We start from the raw sequence: 16,821 nt of genomic DNA, 5'->3' as shown, positions 1-16,821 counted from the left end.
GGCCCCATGGCGGCCGCCCCTCGGGCATCAGCGCCCTCACCCGGCCGTTCTACCGGGGGCGTCCCAAGTTTCAACTGCCGGGTCGCCCCGCTTGCCATCCGCCGAATACGAATTCTGCCTTCCGGCAGCAGAAGCCTAGCGCGCAGAGCCCCCGGGCTGCCGGCCGCTCTCCAGCGGAACGATCACTTCATCAGGCCGAATCACGCCCAGGTGCCGTCGCACCAGCTCGTCCGCGAAATCCGGATCGGCGCCCTTGGGATCCAGCAACCCGATCTTGCGGTCCAGCATGTCCCGCCGCGCGGCGAGCCGCGCCTGCTCGTCCGAAAGCTGCTGCTTCGACCGGCGGATGTCATCCAGCGCAAAAATGCCGGACGATCCGAACAGGGCATGCATCCCAAAATACAGCATCACGAGCAGGCACAGCGCCGGGAGCGCGGCACGCTTCATGAGATCGACGAGAGGGGCAGGATGCATGATTCACAGAATCACGCGCGCGTGAGTCAGTCAAGGCCGCACGTTCCGAAACCGCATCGGCGAATCACATGCATCCCGCCTGAACCGCAACCCCACCAGTTCCGGCCAGAACGCCACCTCTTCGCAGGCCCGACGAATCAGAAATTGACACCGATTCGGACGCAACCCCATCGCCATCCGCAGCGAAAGGGTCGCCAAACAGTTAAACAGCCTGAACCCGATCGTCTGCCAGGGATATATACGCAAACCCAATATCTTGTGGGCGGTTTCGTTAACATCTTGTGTGAAGATGTTCTTAACACACTATATGAAGATACCGGGGTCGTGGCACGACTGTTGCAAATATGCCGCACCGCAACCGCATCCAACGTGAACGAATGTAAACAGCTAATTTCACATCTTTAACGATCGCTCGTTCCCGGATATCTCAGCGTTAACGGGCGAAAACGATAACAAGGGTCGCCCAGATAAAAAGTCGGAGTAACGCCATGTTAAGCCAATATGTGAAGGCAGGCGCCGCGCTCGTTTTCCTCTCGGCTGGAGGAAATCCGGCATTTGCGCAAACCCTGGCAGAAGTCCCGGGAGCGAATGCAACAGCCGCAACACAGATCGTCATCGTAAAGACGACACCAGAGAAAGTCGCTTTTGTTCAACCAGATCGAGTCGCTTTCAAACAACCGAGCGGTAGTCAACTGCCGCCACTGCCGGACACCGGCAACCTTGCAATGCTGATCACAGGCATCTGCCTGGCCGGCGTTGCAGCGAGCAGGCGTAAGGTCGCTGCCTGATCGCAACTTCCAACCCTAGAGACAAGCAACCCTGGGGGCCCGGCTTCTAACGAAGCCGGGCCCCTTTCTCATTGGATGCCGATGCAGGCGCGCGCCCTCAGGAAGGGCGGGCAAGGCTCTTGAATTACAGGGAAATGAGGCGTCCTGCGTAAACAGCCGTCTCGCCCAGTTCACCTTCGATGCGAAGAAGCTGGTTGTACTTCGCCAGTCGGTCTGAACGGCTCAGCGACCCGGTCTTGATCTGCCCGCAGTTGGTGGCCACCGCCAGATCCGCAATGGTGGAATCCTCGGTCTCGCCGGAACGATGGCTCATCACCGCCGTATAGCGCGCGCGATGCGCCGTGTTCACTGCCTCCAGCGTTTCGGAAAGCGTTCCGATCTGGTTCACCTTTACCAGGATCGAGTTTGCGACGCCCTTCGCAATCCCTTCGCGCAGGCGAACGGCATTCGTCACGAACAGGTCATCACCCACCAGCTGCACCTTCGCACCCACCTTGTCGGTCAGCGATTTCCAGCCGGCCCAGTCGTCCTCGCCCATGCCATCCTCGATGGACACGATCGGATACCGTGCACAAAGGTCAGCAAGGAATGCTGACATCTCGTCTGAAGAAAGGGTTTTCCCTTCTCCTTCCATAACATAGGTACCGTTCTTGAAAAACTCAGTGGAGGCGCAATCCAGCGCCAGCTTCACATCCTCGCCCGGCTTGTAGCCCGCCTTCTCGATTGATTGCAGAATCACGTCCAGCGCCTCGGTCGCGCTGGACAGGTTCGGCGCAAAGCCGCCTTCGTCGCCAACCGCCGTCGAAAGGCCCCGGTCGTGCAGGATCTTCTTCAGCGTATGGAAGATCTCTGCCCCCCAGCGCAGCGCTTCGGAAAAGCTCTCTGCCCCCGTGGGCATGATCATGAATTCCTGGAAGTCGATCGGGTTGTCGGCATGCGCGCCGCCGTTGATGATGTTCATCATCGGCACCGGCAGCAGCCGCGCAGACGTCCCGCCGACATAGCGATACAGCGGCAGCCCGCGCGCGTCGGCTGCGGCCCGCGCCACCGCCAGGCTCACGCCCAGGATCGCGTTCGCCCCCAGCCGCGCCTTGTTCGGCGTGCCGTCCAGTTGCAGCATCGCCGCGTCGATCCCTTCCTGCTCCTCGGCGTCCTCGCCGATCAGCACGTCCGAAATCTCGCCGTGCACGGCCGCCACGGCTTCCCGCACGCCCTTCCCCATATAGCGCGACTTGTCCCCGTCGCGCTTCTCAACCGCTTCATGCGCCCCGGTCGAGGCGCCCGACGGCACGGCGGCCCGGCCAAAGCTGCCATCTTCCAGGATGCAGTCCACTTCCACCGTGGGATTGCCCCGGCTGTCGAGGATTTCGCGGGCGATAAGGTCGACGATCGCGGTCATGGGGGCTCCCTGCTGCTCAGCTTCTGCGGTTCAATCGGTCAGGCGTCGCTTACAGGCGCTCAGCCCCAAAGTTCAACCTCCGGCGGGCACACATCGCTGCCGTTAAACATCAAGCCGTGCGGCCGGTCCTTCGCCAGCAGCAGCGGGCCATCCAGATCAGCAAAGCCAGCCTGCATCGAGGCGACAAAGGCCGGCGCAATCCCAAGGGAGGTAGAGAGCATGCAGCCCGTCATCACTCCCAGCCCGCGTTGCCGGGCGGCATGGATCAGCGCCAGCGCCTCCGTCAGGCCCCCGCACTTGTCCAGCTTCACATTCAGGAACCGATAACGCCCGATCAGCTCGCCCAGTTCCGCGCGGCTGTGCAGGCTTTCGTCGGCACACAGCGGCACCGGGGACTTCACATGCAGCAACCCTGCATCGCGCCCGGCCGGCAACGGCTGCTCCACAAGTTCCACGCGAAGGGCATGTAGGTCATGGCATATTTTTTCAATATCAATATGTTCCCAGCTTTCGTTTGCATCTGCTATCAAGCGCGCATCCGGCGCGGCCCGCCGCACGGCCGCTACCCGATCCAGATCGCCCTCCCCGCCCAGTTTCAGCTTCAGCAATTCGCGCCCGGCCGCCTCTTTCGCGGCGGCGGCCATCGTGCCGGGGTCGCCCAGGCTGATCGTATAGGCTGTCAGCATCGGCTGCGGCTGCGGCAGCCCCGCCAGCGCCCAGGCCCGCTCGCCACGCACCTTCGCCTCCAGGTCCCACAGCGCCGAATCGATGGCGTTTCGCGCCGCGCCGGGCGGCATCAGGTCGAGCAGATCGGCCCGCCCTGCCCCGGCGGCGATCGCACCGGCCTGCGATTCGATCGCTGCCAGCGCAAGTTCGGGTGTATCCCCCTTGTAATAGATGGGCGTTCCTTCGCCCCGGCCCAGGCGCCCATCCTCGCGGATTTCCGCCACCACCACGTCCACATGGCTCTTGGAACCGCGGGAAATCACGAACGGCCGCGCCGTTTCCCATCGCTCGATGCGGGCAATCAGGTTTCGCATATTCGCCGCCTAGCGCCGCCTGCCCCGCACCGCTAGGTTGAACGCATGGGATTGATGAACAAGGCCAGAGAAGCCTCCCACCGGTTGCGGCGTGACGCGCACATGCTGTGGATCGCCGCGCGCGATTCGCGCACTCCGTTCGTCGCCAAGGCAGTCGCCGGATTCGTGGCGGCCTATGCCCTGTCTCCCATCGATCTGATCCCCGATTTCGTGCCCCTGTTCGGCCTGCTGGATGAACTTGTCATCGTGCCGCTGGGGCTGGCGATCGCGATCCGGCTGGTTCCGGCGGACCTTCTTGCAGAGTTCCGCCACAAGGCCGACCTTGCCGTCGAACGCCCTGTCAGCCTTGCAGGCGCGGTGCTGGTGATCGGCCTGTGGGTGACGATCGCTGTCTTTCTGGCGCTCCAGCTCTGGGCGCTGCGATACTGGTAGGGGGCCTGGCCGATGTCCGACGAACAGCCGCAGGAACAGATCGAGCTGGACCCGGTGGTGGTCGTGGCCCGGATCACCACGCTGGAGATGCTGGTGCGCCAGATGATGGTGGTGCAGCTGCGGCTTCTGGCGGAACGCGGCCATATCGAGCTGACGCCCAGCTATGTGCAGAATCTGGCCAACGCCTATGCGGAAAAGGTCGATGAATCGACCATCATCGAAAGCAATTCGGCCGACGTGAACTACGCCTTCAAACTCAACGTCCTTCACCAGCTGGAACGCTTCTTCGACGAGATCGGGGCCCATCTGAAGGCCAATCCCTGAGCGCATTGGCCGGGCAACCCAGTATGGGTTCGCAATTATTTCCCCTGCAAACAAGCGATGCCCTACTTCCTTCCCCCCGCTCAGGCTGAGCTTGTCGAAGCCCCATGAAGCAGGCCACAGTATCCGCCATCGTGCTTCCAAACTCCGGGCTTCGACAAGCTCAGCCCGAGCGGGAGGAAGAGGCGCGGCGGAAGAGGCCGACGGGTTTGCAAAGAATGGAATCGTCAAAGGGTTTCCATCCGACAAAGCCCCTGCTAGACGGCGCCTCCGCGCTGTCGGGGCCCGATGGCGGAGTGGTTACGCAGAGGACTGCAAATCCTTGCACGCCGGTTCGATTCCGGCTCGGGCCTCCATCCTTCCAGCGCCGTTCCCAGCCCCCTCCATTCCCCGCCGCCAGGCGCCGAGCAGCGCATGGCCCGTGGCGAACGATGCTGTTGTGTTGATATTTTACATGAAGAACAAAATTAAATAATAGACTGTTTTATATTGTTTTTCTGCTTTTACTTTGGTTTTACAAACTTGATATTCCAGCTCAAGTCGATGCCGAATCTGCGTCAGGACAAATCCGGAAGCTGCCAGTCAACCTGGCCCTGCCCCGCTGCTTCAAGGAAGGCGTTCGCGCGCGAGAAGGGCCGCGAGCCGAAAAATCCGCCATAAGCAGACAAGGGGGATGGATGCACCGATTTCAGCACCAGGTGCCGTGAACCATCCACGAATCCGGCCTTGCGCTGGGCATGACTGCCCCACAGCATGAAAACCGCCGGTTCGGGCCGATCGGCCACGCGGCGTACGACCGCATCGGTGAATCTCTCCCAGCCCCGCCCGGCGTGAGAGGCAGCCTTGCCATCCTCGACGGTCAACACGCTGTTCAGCAGCAGCACCCCCTGCCCCGCCCAGCCTTCCAGAAAGCCATGGCGCGCAGGCTCGATCCCCAGATCGCCCTTCAGTTCCTTGTAGATGTTCACGAGCGAGGGCGGAATTTTCACGCCGGGCTGCACGGAAAAGCACAATCCATGCGCCTGCCCCGGCCCATGATAGGGATCCTGCCCCAGAATCACCACGCGCACCTTGTCCAGCGGGGTCAGGTCCAGCGCGCGGAACCAGTTGGATGCGCGGGGATAGATGCGCTTCCCAGCGTCCCGCTCCGCCACCAGAAAGGCGCGCAGGTCGCGCATGTAAGGCTGGTCGAACTCTCCGGCCAGCGCGTGGCGCCAGCTGTCCTCCAGCCTGATCCCGCCGCTCACGCCAATGCCGCAGCGGCCTCGGCTGCGGCACGGATGGCTGCCCGGTCCGGCGCACCCTTCCCCACCAGCCAGCTTCCACCCACGCACAGCACAGCTTCCTCCGCCAGCCAGTCCGGCGCAGAGGCCTGGGTGATCCCGCCAGTTGGGCAGAAGCGCACATTGCGGAACGGCGCCGCCAGCGCCTTCAGCGCCTTCAGGCCACCCGCCGCCTCTGCCGGAAAGAATTTGAACCGGTCCAGCCCCATGTCCAGACCGCGCATGATGTCGCCTGCATTGGCGACGCCGGGCAGGAAGGGAATCTCACGGTCCATCGCGGCATGCGCCAGCTTTTCCGTCAGTCCCGGCGAAACGATGAACTCCGCGCCCGCCGCGATCGCCGCATCCAGATCGCGCACGTTCAGCACGGTTCCCGCCCCCACAATGACGCCGGGCACCTGCTTCATCGCCCGGATCACGTCCAGCGCACCCGCAGTCCGCAAGGTCACTTCCAGCACGCGCAGGCCGCCCGCCACCAGCGCCTCTGCGATCACCACACCATCAGCGGGCGATTCGATCACCAGCACGGGAATCACGGGCCCCATCCGCATGATGGATTCAATCGGGTTCATGCCATTTCCTTTGCAAACCAGGCCGCCGCCGCGCCCAGCAGCCCCGGCTCAGGGTGCGTGATGTGAAGAATGGGGATCGCCGCCATGCGGGTTTCGAACCGCCCCTTGGCGATGAAGCGCGAATGAAAGCCGCTTTGCCCCAGCAGGTGTCGCACCCGCGGCAGCATGCCGCCTGCCAGCACCACGGCTTCGGCCCCCTGCGCCAGCGCAAGGTCGCCCGCCACGCTGCCAAGCGCCAGGCACCAGCGGTCGAACGCGGCTTCGGCCAGCACGTCCTTTTCTTCCAGCGCGGCGGCCCACAGGGCCTTGTCGTCGCGGTGCGGAACCGCCCGGCCCTCGATCGCGGCCATCGCGCCATGGATGTTGGCAAACCCCGAGCCAGACACGATCCGCTCCACCGAAACCCGCCGAAACCGGGTCCGCAGTTGCTGCAGGATATTGTCTTCCAGGCTGTCCAGCGGGGCGAAATCGATATGTCCGCCCTCGGTCGCCACCACGCGGGGCGGCGCGCCCGTCAGCAGGATGGCGACACCCAGCCCCGTGCCCGGCCCGATCACACTGACGACACCGCCCGCCGGCAATCCGCCCTGCGGGCCCGCAATCCATTCCAGCTGGCCGTTTCCGCACGCCGCAACGGCATGGGCAACCGCCGCGAAATCATTGATGAACATCACGGATTCAAGGCCCAGCCGCTCCGCCGCCAGCGCCGGGCGGATCACCCAGGGGTTGTTCGCCAGCGTGATCAGTTCCACATCGGTCGGCGCTGCCAGCGCAATCGCCGCCTGGGCAGGCACGGGCCGCGCCAATCCCTGCCGATAGGTTTCGAACGCGCCCTGCAGGCTGGCGTGATCCGCCACCTTCAGCTTCACGATATGCTCCAGCGCGATCCCGCCGTCGGGCCCGCGCCCGGCGATGGCAAAGCGGCAATGCGTGCCGCCGATATCGGCCACCACCAGGTCCATCACAGCCCCGCCGCCGAAAGGATCGGCGAAGCGCCGGATTCCGCCGTGCCGGCCGCCTGCCGGAACAGCGCAAACAGTTCGCGCCCGGTGCCGTCGGCCGCCGCCGGCGCGGCCGCAGGCTCCCGCGCGCGGAATTCGGTTTCGTTCATCAGCACGTCGATGGTGCCGTTCACCGCGCACAGCCGGATCATGTCGCCGTCGCGCACCCGTGCCAGCGGCCCGCCGCCCAGCGCCTCCGGGCTCATGTGAATGGCAGCCGGCACCTTGCCGGACGCGCCAGACATGCGGCCATCCGTCACCAGCGCGACCTTGTATCCCCGGTCCTGCAACACGCCCAACGGCGGGGTCAGCTTGTGCAACTCCGGCATGCCGTTGGCGCGCGGCCCCTGGAATCGCACCACCACCACTACGTCGCGGTCCAGTTCGCCCGCCTTGAAGGCGGCGTTCACCTGCGCCTGATCCTCGAACACCCGCGCCGGGGCCTCGATCGTCCAGCGCGCGGGGTCAACGGCGCTCGTCTTGAAGGTGCCGCGCCCCAGATTGCCCTGCACCAGCCGCATGCCGCCATCGGGCCGGAACGGCGCGGCAACGGGGCGAAGGATGCTCTCGTCGCGGCTAGTCTCCGGCGCGGGCGTCCACACCAGCGCATCGCCCTCCAGCCCCGGCTCGGCCGCATAGGCGGAAAGCCCCCCATCCGCCACGGTCAGGATGTCGCCATGCACCAGCCCCGCGCCCAGCAGTTCGCGGATGGTGAAGGCCATGCCGCCCGCCTGGTGGAACTGGTTCACATCGGCCTGCCCCGCCGGATAGACATTGGCGATCAGCGGCACCGCCGCGCTCAGCCGGTCCATGTCTTCCCAGTCCAGCTGGATGCCCGCCGCCCGCGCGATCGCCGGCAAGTGCAGTGCATGGTTGGTGGAGCCGCCCGTCGCCAGCAGGCCCACCACCGCGTTCACGATGGCCTTTTCGTCCACCACATGGCCGATCGGCCGCCAGTCGTTGCCGCCATGGCCGATCTCCGTCAGCCGGCGCACCGCCGCCCGGGTCAGTTCCTGCCGAAGTTTCGTGCCCGGCTGCACGAAGGCCGCGTTCGGCACATGCAGGCCCATCATCTCCATCATCATCTGGTTGGAGTTGGCGGTGCCGTAAAATGTGCAGGTGCCGGGGCTGTGATAGCTGGCGGATTCCGCCTCCAGCAGCTCCACCTGCCCCACCTTTCCTTCGGCATGCAGCTGGCGGATGCGCTGCTTTTCCTTGTTGGGCAGGCCAGAGGGCATCGGCCCTGCCGGGATCAGCACGGTGGGCAGATGGCCGAAGCGCAGCGCGCCGATCAGCAGCCCCGGCACGATCTTGTCGCAGATGCCCAGCATCGCCACGCCGTCATACATGGCGTGGCTCAGAGAAACGGCGGCGGAAAGGGCAATGGTGTCCCGGCTGAACAGCGACAGCTCCATGCTGCTCTGTCCCTGGGTCACCCCGTCGCACATGGCGGGCACGCCGCCCGCCACCTGCGCGGTTGCGCCTGCCTCGCGCGCGAAGATCTTCATCTGTTCCGGGTACCGGCCATAGGGCTGATGCGCCGACAGCATGTCGTTATAGGCGGTGACGATCCCGATGTTGAACGCCTTGCCCGCCATGATCGCGGGCTTGTCCCCCTCGGCCGCGGCAAAGGCATGGGCCAGGTTCGAACAGCCGAGGTTGTGGCGGTTGAGGCCCTTCTCCGCCTCGCGCGCCACCAGGTCCAGATATCGGCCGCGGCTGTCGCGCGAACGGGCGATGATCCGGGCCGTCACGGCCTCGACGATCGGGTTCAGCGTCATCGCAGCCTTCCATTCATGGTCAGGGGCACCAGTGGATGTCGATCGCCTGCGAGGCATCCGCCAGCAGGCGACCGATCGGATAGTTCGAACCTGCGCCGTCCTTCAGCGCCTTTTCCAGCACCTTGCGCTTCTTGTCGCCGCTGATCTGGATCAGGATGGCGCGCGCGCCCAGAATCGCGGATTTCGTCAGCGTCACGCGCGCAACCGGCGCGTCGGCGGGCAACGGATCAGGCGTCACGCCGATCGCGCGATGCGGGGCCGACAGGGCCGCCTCCAGGTCCGCGCCGGGGAAGATCGAGGCCGTATGCCCGTCCTCACCCATGCCCAGCCACACGAAATCGAGCGGCCAGTGGATGGCCTGAAGCCGGGCATCCGCCGCCTTGCCGGCCGCATCCACCGGCAGGTCGCCGCCCGTCAGCGGGATCACCCGCGCCCCCAGCGGCAGGAAGCGTTCGGCAAGGCCCCGCACATTGGAAAGCTTGTCCTGCACGGGCACCAGCCGGTCGTCCGTCGGAACGATGGTCACATCCTTCCACTTCAGCTTTCGGCCGGCCAGCAGCGCCTGCGCCGCGGCAGGCGTTCGCCCGCCCGCGAACGCCACCACGGCATCGCCGCGCGCATCCAGCGCGCTTTCGATCACGAACTGCGCGTCGCCCGCCACAGCCTCGGCCAGTTCTTCCGCCGAGTCATATTCCCACCATTCCGCGTCGATCATCCGAATCTCCTTTGCCGACGCGGCTAGTCGTTCCAGCTGGCATTGTCGCGCTCGATCAGCGCGATTGCGGCGGATGGCCCCCAGCTTCCGGCGGTATAGGGCCGCGGCTCCGTGCCGTTTTCGGCCCAGGCCTTGCGGATGGCATCGATAAAGGCCCATTGCGCCTCCACCTCGTCGCGCCGCACAAACAGGGTCTGCCGCCCCTCGATCAGGTCCAGCAGCAGCTGTTCATAGGCGATCCGCCGCCGCGTATCCGCAAACGCATCCTTGCGGCCGATATCCAGCGCCACGGGCCGCATCGAAATCCCCCCGCGCGAAAGGCCGGGCACCTTCGACATCAGCTGCAGCTGGATATTCTCCTGGGGTTGCAGGCTGATCAGCAGGCGGTTGGGCTGCATCCCCTTCACACCGTCCCCGAAGATGTTGTGCGGGACATCCTTGAAGGCGATCAGGATCTCGGACTTGCGCGCGCCCAGCCGCTTTCCGCTGCGCAGATAGAATGGCACGCCCTTCCAGCGCCAGTTGTCCACATGCGCCTTCAGCGCCACGAAGGTCTCGGTCGAACTCGCGCGGCCCAGCTCCTCGGCATAGCCCTTCACCGGTTCGCCGTTCACAGCGCCGGCCGCATACTGCCCCGTCACGCAGCAGGCCGCAGCCGATTTCCCGTCGATCGGGCGCAGCGCGTGCAGCACCTTCACCTTCTCGTCGCGGACGGCAGAGGCGGTGAAGGTTCCGGGCGGCTCCATCGCCACCAGCGCCAGCAGCTGCAGCATATGGTTCTGCACCATGTCGCGCAGCGCGCCCGCGCCATCATAGAAATCGACCCGGCCTTCCAGCCCCACGGTTTCCGCAACCGTGATCTGCACATGGCTGATCCAGTGGGCGTTCCATTGCGGCTCGAACAGCAGGTTGGCGAACCGCAGCGACAGCAGGTTCTGCACCGTCTCCTTGCCCAGATAGTGATCGATGCGGAAAATCTGTTGCTCGCTGAAGGCGCTGGCAACCGCGTCATTGATTTCCGCCGAACTTGCCAGATCGGATCCCAGCGGCTTTTCCAGCCCGATCCGGACATTGGGGCCGGTCAGTCCGGCCGCCGCCAGCCCCTCGATCGTCGGCTTGAACAAGGACGGCGCGGTGGACAGGAAGATCGATATGGACTGATCCGCGCACCGGCCGCCATCGGCGCAGGTGGCATCGGCCAGCCGCCGGTATCCGCCAAGGTCGGTCGCATCCAGCGGCACATAGGCCAGCTGCTTCAGGAAGGCGTCCGCCTTTGCCTGATCGCCCAGCCCGTTCGCCACATGGCTCGCCAGCGCCTCCGCCGCCATGGCGCGGAAGCCTTCGTCATCCAGCTGGGATCGCGCCGTGCCCACGATCCGCACATCGGCAGGCAGCAACCCGTCAACCGACAGGCCGAACAGCGACGGCAGCAGCATGCGACGCGAAAGGTCGCCGGTCGCGCCGAACAGAAGAACCGCAGTCATGGGCATGTCCTAGCAAGGCTTTGCGCGGTGAACAGGGATGAATTCGTATTCCCGCCGCCCGCCGATTTCACAGCGCCCTGAAGCGGATGGCAACCCCTCCACCGGCGCCCATGCGGATCGGAATCCTGTCGGCAGAAGTCACGATGCGCTTCGTGATCGCGATGTCGGCCCGGCCCTCGGTGCGATAGTCCGCCGTCGGCCCGTCGGCATAGATCTGCGCTTCGTATCGCCGGCCCTTGTCCAGAAAGGCCAGCGGCAGCTCCGCTTCGCGCGGGCTTTCGTCGGTGCCGCCGCCCACATACCAGTCGCGGCTGTGCCTGTCCTTGCGGGCGATCAGGGCAAAAGCCCCCACCTCGCCTGCCAGCATCTCCGTCTGCTCCCAGTCGGCGGGCACATCCTTGATGAACCGGAACGGCCCCGGATGCCGGGCGTAGTTTTCCGGCAGGTCCGCCGCCATCTGGATCGGGGAATACAGCAGCACATACAGCGCCAGCTGCCGCGCCATCGTGCTGGGGATCGGCGCGCCGCCCTTCCCCGTCAGGCTCAGGATGCCCGGGGTATAATCCATCGGGCCAGACAGCATCCGGGTGAAGATCAGGTTGACCTCATGCGCCGGCGGGTTCTTCGGATTGCCCCAGGCGTTGTATTCCATGCCCCGCGCACCTTCGCGCGCCACCCAATTGGGCCAGGTGCGGCGCAGGCCGGTATCCTTGATCGGCTCATGCGGGTTCACCGCGATCCGCCGCTTCGCGGCCTCTTCCACCACCTTCAGATGATGGCGGCTCATCACCTGCCCGTCATGCCACTGATAGCTGCCGTCTGGCGCCAGGATTCCGCCCGCGTCCGCCACATAGCCGGTCTTCACGCTGTCCACGCCCAGCCGCTGGTAAAGGTCCAGCGCCGCGCCCAGCTGCGCCTCATACACCCGGATATTTCCGGCCGTCTCATGATGCCCCATGATCCGGACGCCCTTGCCCCGCGCATAGCTGCTCAGGCCCTGAAGGTCGAAATAGGGGGTCGGCCGGGTGAAATCGAAATCATGGCCGGTTGCGAACCAGTCCCCGTCCCAGCCGGGGTTCCAGCCCTCCACCAGCACGCTGCGGAAGCCGTTTGCGGCCGCGAAATCGATATAGCGGCGGGTGTTCGCCGTCGTCGCACCCAGCTTCGGCCCGGTCGCCCAGCTGGCCGTCTCCAGGTGCATTTCCCACCAGACGCCCACATATTTGTGCGGCCTGAACCAGGTGCCGATATCGGGCAGCTTCGATGGCTCGTTCAGGTTCAGGATGATGTCCGATGCGGCGTACAGCTTCGCGGCATCGGGGGCCACCAGCATCACCCGCCAGGGCGTCGCGAACGGCAGGTCGCGCACGACGCTCGGCCCCGTTCCCGAAGGCGACAGCCGCGCCTTGAAGCGCTGCCCTTCCACGCGCCGCAGCCACATGCCGGCATAATCCACCAGCGCCGCTTCATGGATGGAAAGATGCAGGCCCGCATCGGTCCGGAAGGTGATCGGCGTATGCGCCTGCCCCACCCCCTCGATCGGTGTGCGGTTGTACAGATATTCGTAGCGGTTCCATTCCCCGCCCGGAATCCACCAGGCCGTGCCCGGCTGCGCCAGGTCGAACTCGGTCAGTTCCTCCACGATCCGCGCCGTCGTCAGGTTCGGCTGCTGCGGAAACTCGATGCGAAAGCCCAGCCCGTCGTCGAACAGCCGCACGCGCAGGCGCAGCAGCCGCTTCAGTGGGGTCTTCTCGCGCAGCGTCACCACCAGCTCGTTGTGCCGGTCCGTCACGAAACGCCGCTCGCCCCATGGCTGTTCCCAGCGGCTGTCGGCGCTGTGCCGCGCGACCTCCACGATCTCGAAATTCCGCTCCAGCTTCGGCGCGTCGCCCAGGATGAACCCCAGCCGCGACGGATTCACGACCGCCCCGCCCTCCCGCGCCAGCGACCAGACCGGCCGCCCGTCGGGATCGGTATCCAGCGTGAAACGCAAGGCGCCCGAAGGGGACACCACCGTTTCCGGTGCAGCCTCCGCCCGTGCCGCCGCCAGCATCAGCATGCCCGCCATCAGCCAGAACAGGTTCCGCATCCTCAACCTTCCACCGCAATCGCCCCGAACGCGGGCAGAGATGTTCCCGTCGCGCCGTTCACCTCCGCGATCACCTGGCCCTCCAGCGCAATGGTGACCGGCTTCGTGCCGAAATTGAAGGCCAGCCGGATCCGCCGGTTCTCGTACCAGCGCTCGAAGCTCAGCAGGTCGCCCTCCGCCTCGATCCGCTCGAGCCGACCCAGCCGAAGCGCCGGTTCCGCCTTGCGAAGCGCAACCAGCCGGCGCGTCAGGTGCAGCAGGGACTGCGGGTCCGCTTCCTGAAGGTCCACCGCCATGGCGGCATGGTCCGCGCCCGTGCGCAGCCAGGGCGTACCCGAAGAGAAGCCCAGGTTCGGGGCGCCCGCCTCCCACGCCATCGGCGTCCGCGCCCCATCGCGCGACAATGTCAGCGGCCAGTTGGCGATCGCTTCGGGATCCTGAAGCTCCTCGAACGGAATTTCCACCTGCGTCAGCCCCAGTTCCTCCCCATAATAGAGGAAGGGATTGCCGCGCAGGCTCATCAGCAACAGCATCGCCATCCGCGCAAAGGCCTGCCGCTCTGCGGGTGCGGCCCAGCGCGAAAGACCGCGCGGGCTGTCGTGGTTGGTCAGCGCCCAGCCCGGCCAGCCCAGCCCCGGCTCGTCCGGCCAGTCCGCCAGCGCATGGGCCACCACCTGCGGCGTCAGCCGCTCCGCATACAGGAAGGCAAAACTATAGGCGGAATTCAGATGCGTCTCGCCGGCGGTGAAGGCCCGCATTTCCGGGATCGGATCCGCCCCGCCGACCTCCGCCACCGTATAGGTCGCGCCATAGCCGTCCAGCAGCGCACGCAGCCGCGCCAGGAACTTCGGAATGTCGGGGTGGGACTGGTTGTGCAGCCGCAGCTGATAATCGAACGGCCGCGTGCGCGGGCCCGGCGGCGCCGGCGGATTGTCGCGCAGCAAAGGGTCGTGCATCGCGAAGTTGATCGCATCCACCCGGAAGCCGTCCACCCCGCGATCCAGCCAGAATTTCGCGGCGGCCAGCAGTGCATCCTGCACCGCCGGATTGTGCACGTTCAGCTGCGGCTGCTCGCGCAGGAAATTGTGCAGATAATATTGCCGCCGCCGCGCATCCCAGGTCCAGGCCGGGCCGCCGAACACCGATTGCCAGTTGCTGGGCGGGCTGCCGTCGGGCTTGGGATCGGCCCACACATACCAGTCGGCAAAATCCCCGTTCCGCCCTTCCCGGCTGGCCCGGAACCAGGCGTGCTGGTCCGAACTATGGGCATAGACCTGATCGATGATCACCTTCAGGCCCAGCGAGTGGGCCCGCGCCACCAGCGCGTCGAAATCCGCCAATGTGCCGAATATCGGATCAACATTGCAGTAATCTGCAATATCATATCCGAAATCCTTCATAGGAGATGTGAAGAATGGGGAAAGCCAGATCGCATCCACCCCCAGGCTCGCCACATGCCCCAGCCGCCGGGTGATACCCGGCAGGTCGCCCACCCCGTCTCCGTTCGAATCCTGGAAGCTGCGCGGATAGATCTGGTAGATCACCGCCCCCTTCCACCAGGGCGTCGTTTCGCTCATCGCACCGCCACCGCGCCCGCGCACACAAGCGTGCCGAAGGGCTCGATCTCCACCGTCAGCGTGCCCGGCGCAGATGGCATCGGGCAGGTGCCCAGCAGCGATTTGGTCACTTCGATGCGCGGGTCGATCATCACATTCGCCTTCAACGGCTTCGATGACGTGTTGAAGGCAATGATCGTGTCGATGAACGGTGCGCGATTGCCTTCGGGCAGCCGCCGCGCCACTGCGAACAGCCCCGGCCCTTCCGTATCGGCCGCCAGCACCCGCTGCGCGCCCCGCCGCAACGAAGGCTCGGATTGCCTCAGCTTCGCCAGCGCCGCCACATACCGGTACAGCGGATGCGCGGTGTCGAAATTGGCGTCCGCCGCCGTCGCCGTCGTCCCCAGCAACCGGTTGTCGTTATAAACTGCCACCTTCGATGGAAACAGCGGCTCGCGCGCATCCTGGTCTCCGCCGTCGCCCACGAACCCCTGCTCGTCGCCGGAATAGATGGTGGGCACGCCGCGCAGCAGCATCAGCATCGCATGCGCCAGCTTCACCCGCGCCAGCTGCTCCGCATCGCCGGCCGCCGGGTTCGCCTTGCGCACGAAGGTGGAAATCCGCCCCATGTCATGATTGCCCAGGAAGGTGGGCAGCTGCAGGGCTGCGCCCTCCCCCCCGGCATAGAGCGGGTCCTTGAAGAAGGTCTGCGCCAGCACCAGCGGCGGCTCGTTTTCGGCCACCACCCGCTGCACGGCGGACTGGAAGGCGAAATCCAGCACCGCCGGATAGCGATCCACATGGGTGAAGCGCGCAAGATTTCCGGCGTCCGGGTCGAACACCTCGCCGAAAATGTGGAAGTTCGGAATGCCCTTCGCCTTCGCCCGCGCCAGCATTGCCGGCACGAAGGCCTGCCAGAATTCCGGGTTCACATGGCGCGCGGTGTCGATCCGGAAGCCGTCGACGCCAAAGCGGTCGATCCAGCTACCATAGATGTCGATCATCCCCTCCACCACGCGGGGATTGGATGTCATCAGATCGTCCAGCCCGGAAAAATCGCCCCAGATGGCGCTCTCGCCCTTCCAGAAGCTGTCGCCCCGGTTGCTGTAATAGATGGGATCGTTCAGCCAGACCGGCGTTTTCGCCCTTTCCTCACCCTTCGGCACGAACGGGGTATAGGCAAAGCGCGGGTCGGTCAGGCGGGCGAAGTTCTCAGCCGTCTGATGCTCGGCCGCATCGCCCAGGAAGCGTTCGTTGATCGGCTGCCCCTCAGGGCCGCCCATCCGTGTCCAGGGGTAATCGCCCCGGCTACGATAGGCGCAATCGTTCGCCGGGCATTCGCGATAGCGGATCACGTCGGCGGTGTGGTTGGTGATGATGTCCAGATACACCTTCATCCCGCGCGCGTGGGCCGCATCGATGAAGGCCTTCAGGTCGGCCTCGGTCCCGAAATGCGGATCGACCGTGGTGAAATCGGTGATCCAGTATCCATGATAGCCGGCGGATTCCCGCCCCGGCTGCCCCTGCACGGGCTTGTTCCGGTAAATCGGCCCCAGCCAGATCGCCGTCGCCCCCATGCCCTGGATGTAATCCAGCCGCGCCGTCAGACCCTTCAGGTCGCCACCAAGATAGAAGCCCTTGTGCGCAGGGTCATGCCCATGCGCCAGCCGCCCGCCCCGGATGCCACCCGTGTCGTTTCCGGTGTCGCCATTCGCGAACCGGTCCGGCAGCAGGAAATAGATCACTTCCTCTGTCGGCGCCCGTTCGCGCACGTCCTGCGCGATGGCAGGCGGGCAAAGCCCCGCCATCAGCATGGTTGCAGCCAGCAACACCTTCATCCGTCTGTCCCCTGCGCCGTCGGTTCCCGATGGGCGGGCGCCCCCCCC

Annotated in this window: 15 protein-coding genes and 1 tRNA gene; 4 read left to right on the top strand and 12 right to left on the bottom strand. The window is 65.4% G+C overall.

All coding sequences use genetic code 11. The features are described 5' to 3' along the window. Nucleotides 1-135: 135 nt before the first annotated feature. Nucleotides 136-474, bottom strand: a complete 339-nt coding sequence (locus ACE3O8_RS00160) for a septum formation initiator family protein (protein WP_374385496.1) — start codon at nt 472-474, stop codon at nt 136-138. Between the two features lie 488 nt (nt 475-962). On the opposite strand from ACE3O8_RS00160, the gene ACE3O8_RS00155 reads away from it, so the two are divergent. Continuing rightward, nucleotides 963-1,262 carry a hypothetical protein gene (locus ACE3O8_RS00155; protein ID WP_374385494.1) on the top strand — a complete coding sequence of 100 codons (300 nt, stop codon included), beginning with the start codon at nt 963-965 and terminating at the stop codon, nt 1,260-1,262. A gap of 124 nt (nt 1,263-1,386) precedes the next feature. On the opposite strand, the gene eno is transcribed toward ACE3O8_RS00155, so the two are convergent. Then, on the bottom strand, nt 1,387-2,661 hold the full coding sequence (gene eno, locus ACE3O8_RS00150) for a phosphopyruvate hydratase (protein WP_374385492.1): 1,275 nt from the start codon (nt 2,659-2,661) through the stop codon (nt 1,387-1,389). Between the two features lie 59 nt (nt 2,662-2,720). Then, a complete protein-coding gene (dgcA, locus tag ACE3O8_RS00145; protein ID WP_374385491.1) occupies nt 2,721-3,701 on the bottom strand; it encodes an N-acetyl-D-Glu racemase DgcA in 981 nt (326 codons plus the stop codon). A gap of 54 nt (nt 3,702-3,755) precedes the next feature. Here dgcA and ACE3O8_RS00140 point away from each other — a divergent pair, with 54 nt between their 5' ends. The 3 genes from ACE3O8_RS00140 to ACE3O8_RS00130 all read left to right on the top strand — a co-directional run bounded on the left by ACE3O8_RS00140 (nt 3,756) and on the right by ACE3O8_RS00130 (nt 4,810). Continuing rightward, a complete protein-coding gene (locus ACE3O8_RS00140) occupies nt 3,756-4,133 on the top strand; it encodes a YkvA family protein (protein ID WP_374385490.1) in 378 nt (125 codons plus the stop codon). Nucleotides 4,134-4,145: 12 nt separating this feature from the next. Next, on the top strand, nt 4,146-4,457 hold the full coding sequence (locus tag ACE3O8_RS00135; protein WP_374385488.1) for a hypothetical protein: 312 nt from the start codon (nt 4,146-4,148) through the stop codon (nt 4,455-4,457). A gap of 279 nt (nt 4,458-4,736) precedes the next feature. Further along, nucleotides 4,737-4,810: transfer RNA gene (locus tag ACE3O8_RS00130), tRNA-Cys, on the top strand. A 201-nt stretch (nt 4,811-5,011) separates the two neighbouring features. Here the strand turns inward: ACE3O8_RS00130 and ung are convergent. The 9 genes from ung to ACE3O8_RS00085 all read right to left on the bottom strand — a co-directional run bounded on the left by ung (nt 5,012) and on the right by ACE3O8_RS00085 (nt 16,773). Then, nucleotides 5,012-5,701, bottom strand: coding sequence for a uracil-DNA glycosylase (gene ung, locus ACE3O8_RS00125; RefSeq protein WP_374385486.1), 690 nt, complete (start codon nt 5,699-5,701; stop codon nt 5,012-5,014). After that, the gene (gene eda, locus ACE3O8_RS00120) at nt 5,698-6,309 is read right to left on the bottom strand and encodes a bifunctional 4-hydroxy-2-oxoglutarate aldolase/2-dehydro-3-deoxy-phosphogluconate aldolase (RefSeq protein WP_374385484.1); all 612 of its coding nucleotides are present in this window, start codon (nt 6,307-6,309) and stop codon (nt 5,698-5,700) included. Before eda ends, ung begins: the two co-directional genes overlap by 4 nt. Then, nucleotides 6,306-7,271: a glucokinase gene (locus ACE3O8_RS00115; protein ID WP_374385481.1), complete on the bottom strand. Its 966-nt coding sequence runs from the start codon at nt 7,269-7,271 to the stop codon at nt 6,306-6,308. The genes eda and ACE3O8_RS00115 overlap by 4 nt, the downstream gene beginning before the upstream one ends. Further along, nucleotides 7,271-9,091 (bottom strand): phosphogluconate dehydratase, encoded by a 1,821-nt coding sequence (gene edd / locus ACE3O8_RS00110; protein WP_374385479.1) that lies wholly within the window; start codon nt 9,089-9,091, stop codon nt 7,271-7,273. Before edd ends, ACE3O8_RS00115 begins: the two co-directional genes overlap by 1 nt. A 19-nt stretch (nt 9,092-9,110) precedes the next feature. Further along, nucleotides 9,111-9,806: a 6-phosphogluconolactonase gene (gene pgl, locus ACE3O8_RS00105; RefSeq protein ID WP_374385477.1), complete on the bottom strand. Its 696-nt coding sequence runs from the start codon at nt 9,804-9,806 to the stop codon at nt 9,111-9,113. Between the two features lie 23 nt (nt 9,807-9,829). Then, entirely contained in the window at nt 9,830-11,296 is a 1,467-nt protein-coding gene (zwf, locus tag ACE3O8_RS00100; RefSeq protein ID WP_374385475.1) for a glucose-6-phosphate dehydrogenase, read from the bottom strand. A gap of 61 nt (nt 11,297-11,357) precedes the next feature. Beyond that, nucleotides 11,358-13,379, bottom strand: coding sequence for a glycoside hydrolase family 97 protein (locus ACE3O8_RS00095; RefSeq protein ID WP_374385473.1), 2,022 nt, complete (start codon nt 13,377-13,379; stop codon nt 11,358-11,360). 2 nt (nt 13,380-13,381) lie between these two features. Further along, nucleotides 13,382-14,956: an alpha-amylase family glycosyl hydrolase gene (locus ACE3O8_RS00090; protein ID WP_374385471.1), complete on the bottom strand. Its 1,575-nt coding sequence runs from the start codon at nt 14,954-14,956 to the stop codon at nt 13,382-13,384. Then, a complete protein-coding gene (locus ACE3O8_RS00085; protein WP_374385470.1) occupies nt 14,953-16,773 on the bottom strand; it encodes an alpha-amylase family glycosyl hydrolase in 1,821 nt (606 codons plus the stop codon). Before ACE3O8_RS00085 ends, ACE3O8_RS00090 begins: the two co-directional genes overlap by 4 nt. Nucleotides 16,774-16,821 lie beyond the last annotated feature (48 nt).

The sequence above is a fragment of the Sandaracinobacter sp. genome (genome assembly GCF_041909755.1).
GTDB lineage: Bacteria > Pseudomonadota > Alphaproteobacteria > Sphingomonadales > Sphingomonadaceae > Sandaracinobacteroides.
This window is presented reverse-complemented; position numbering and strand designations above follow the sequence as displayed.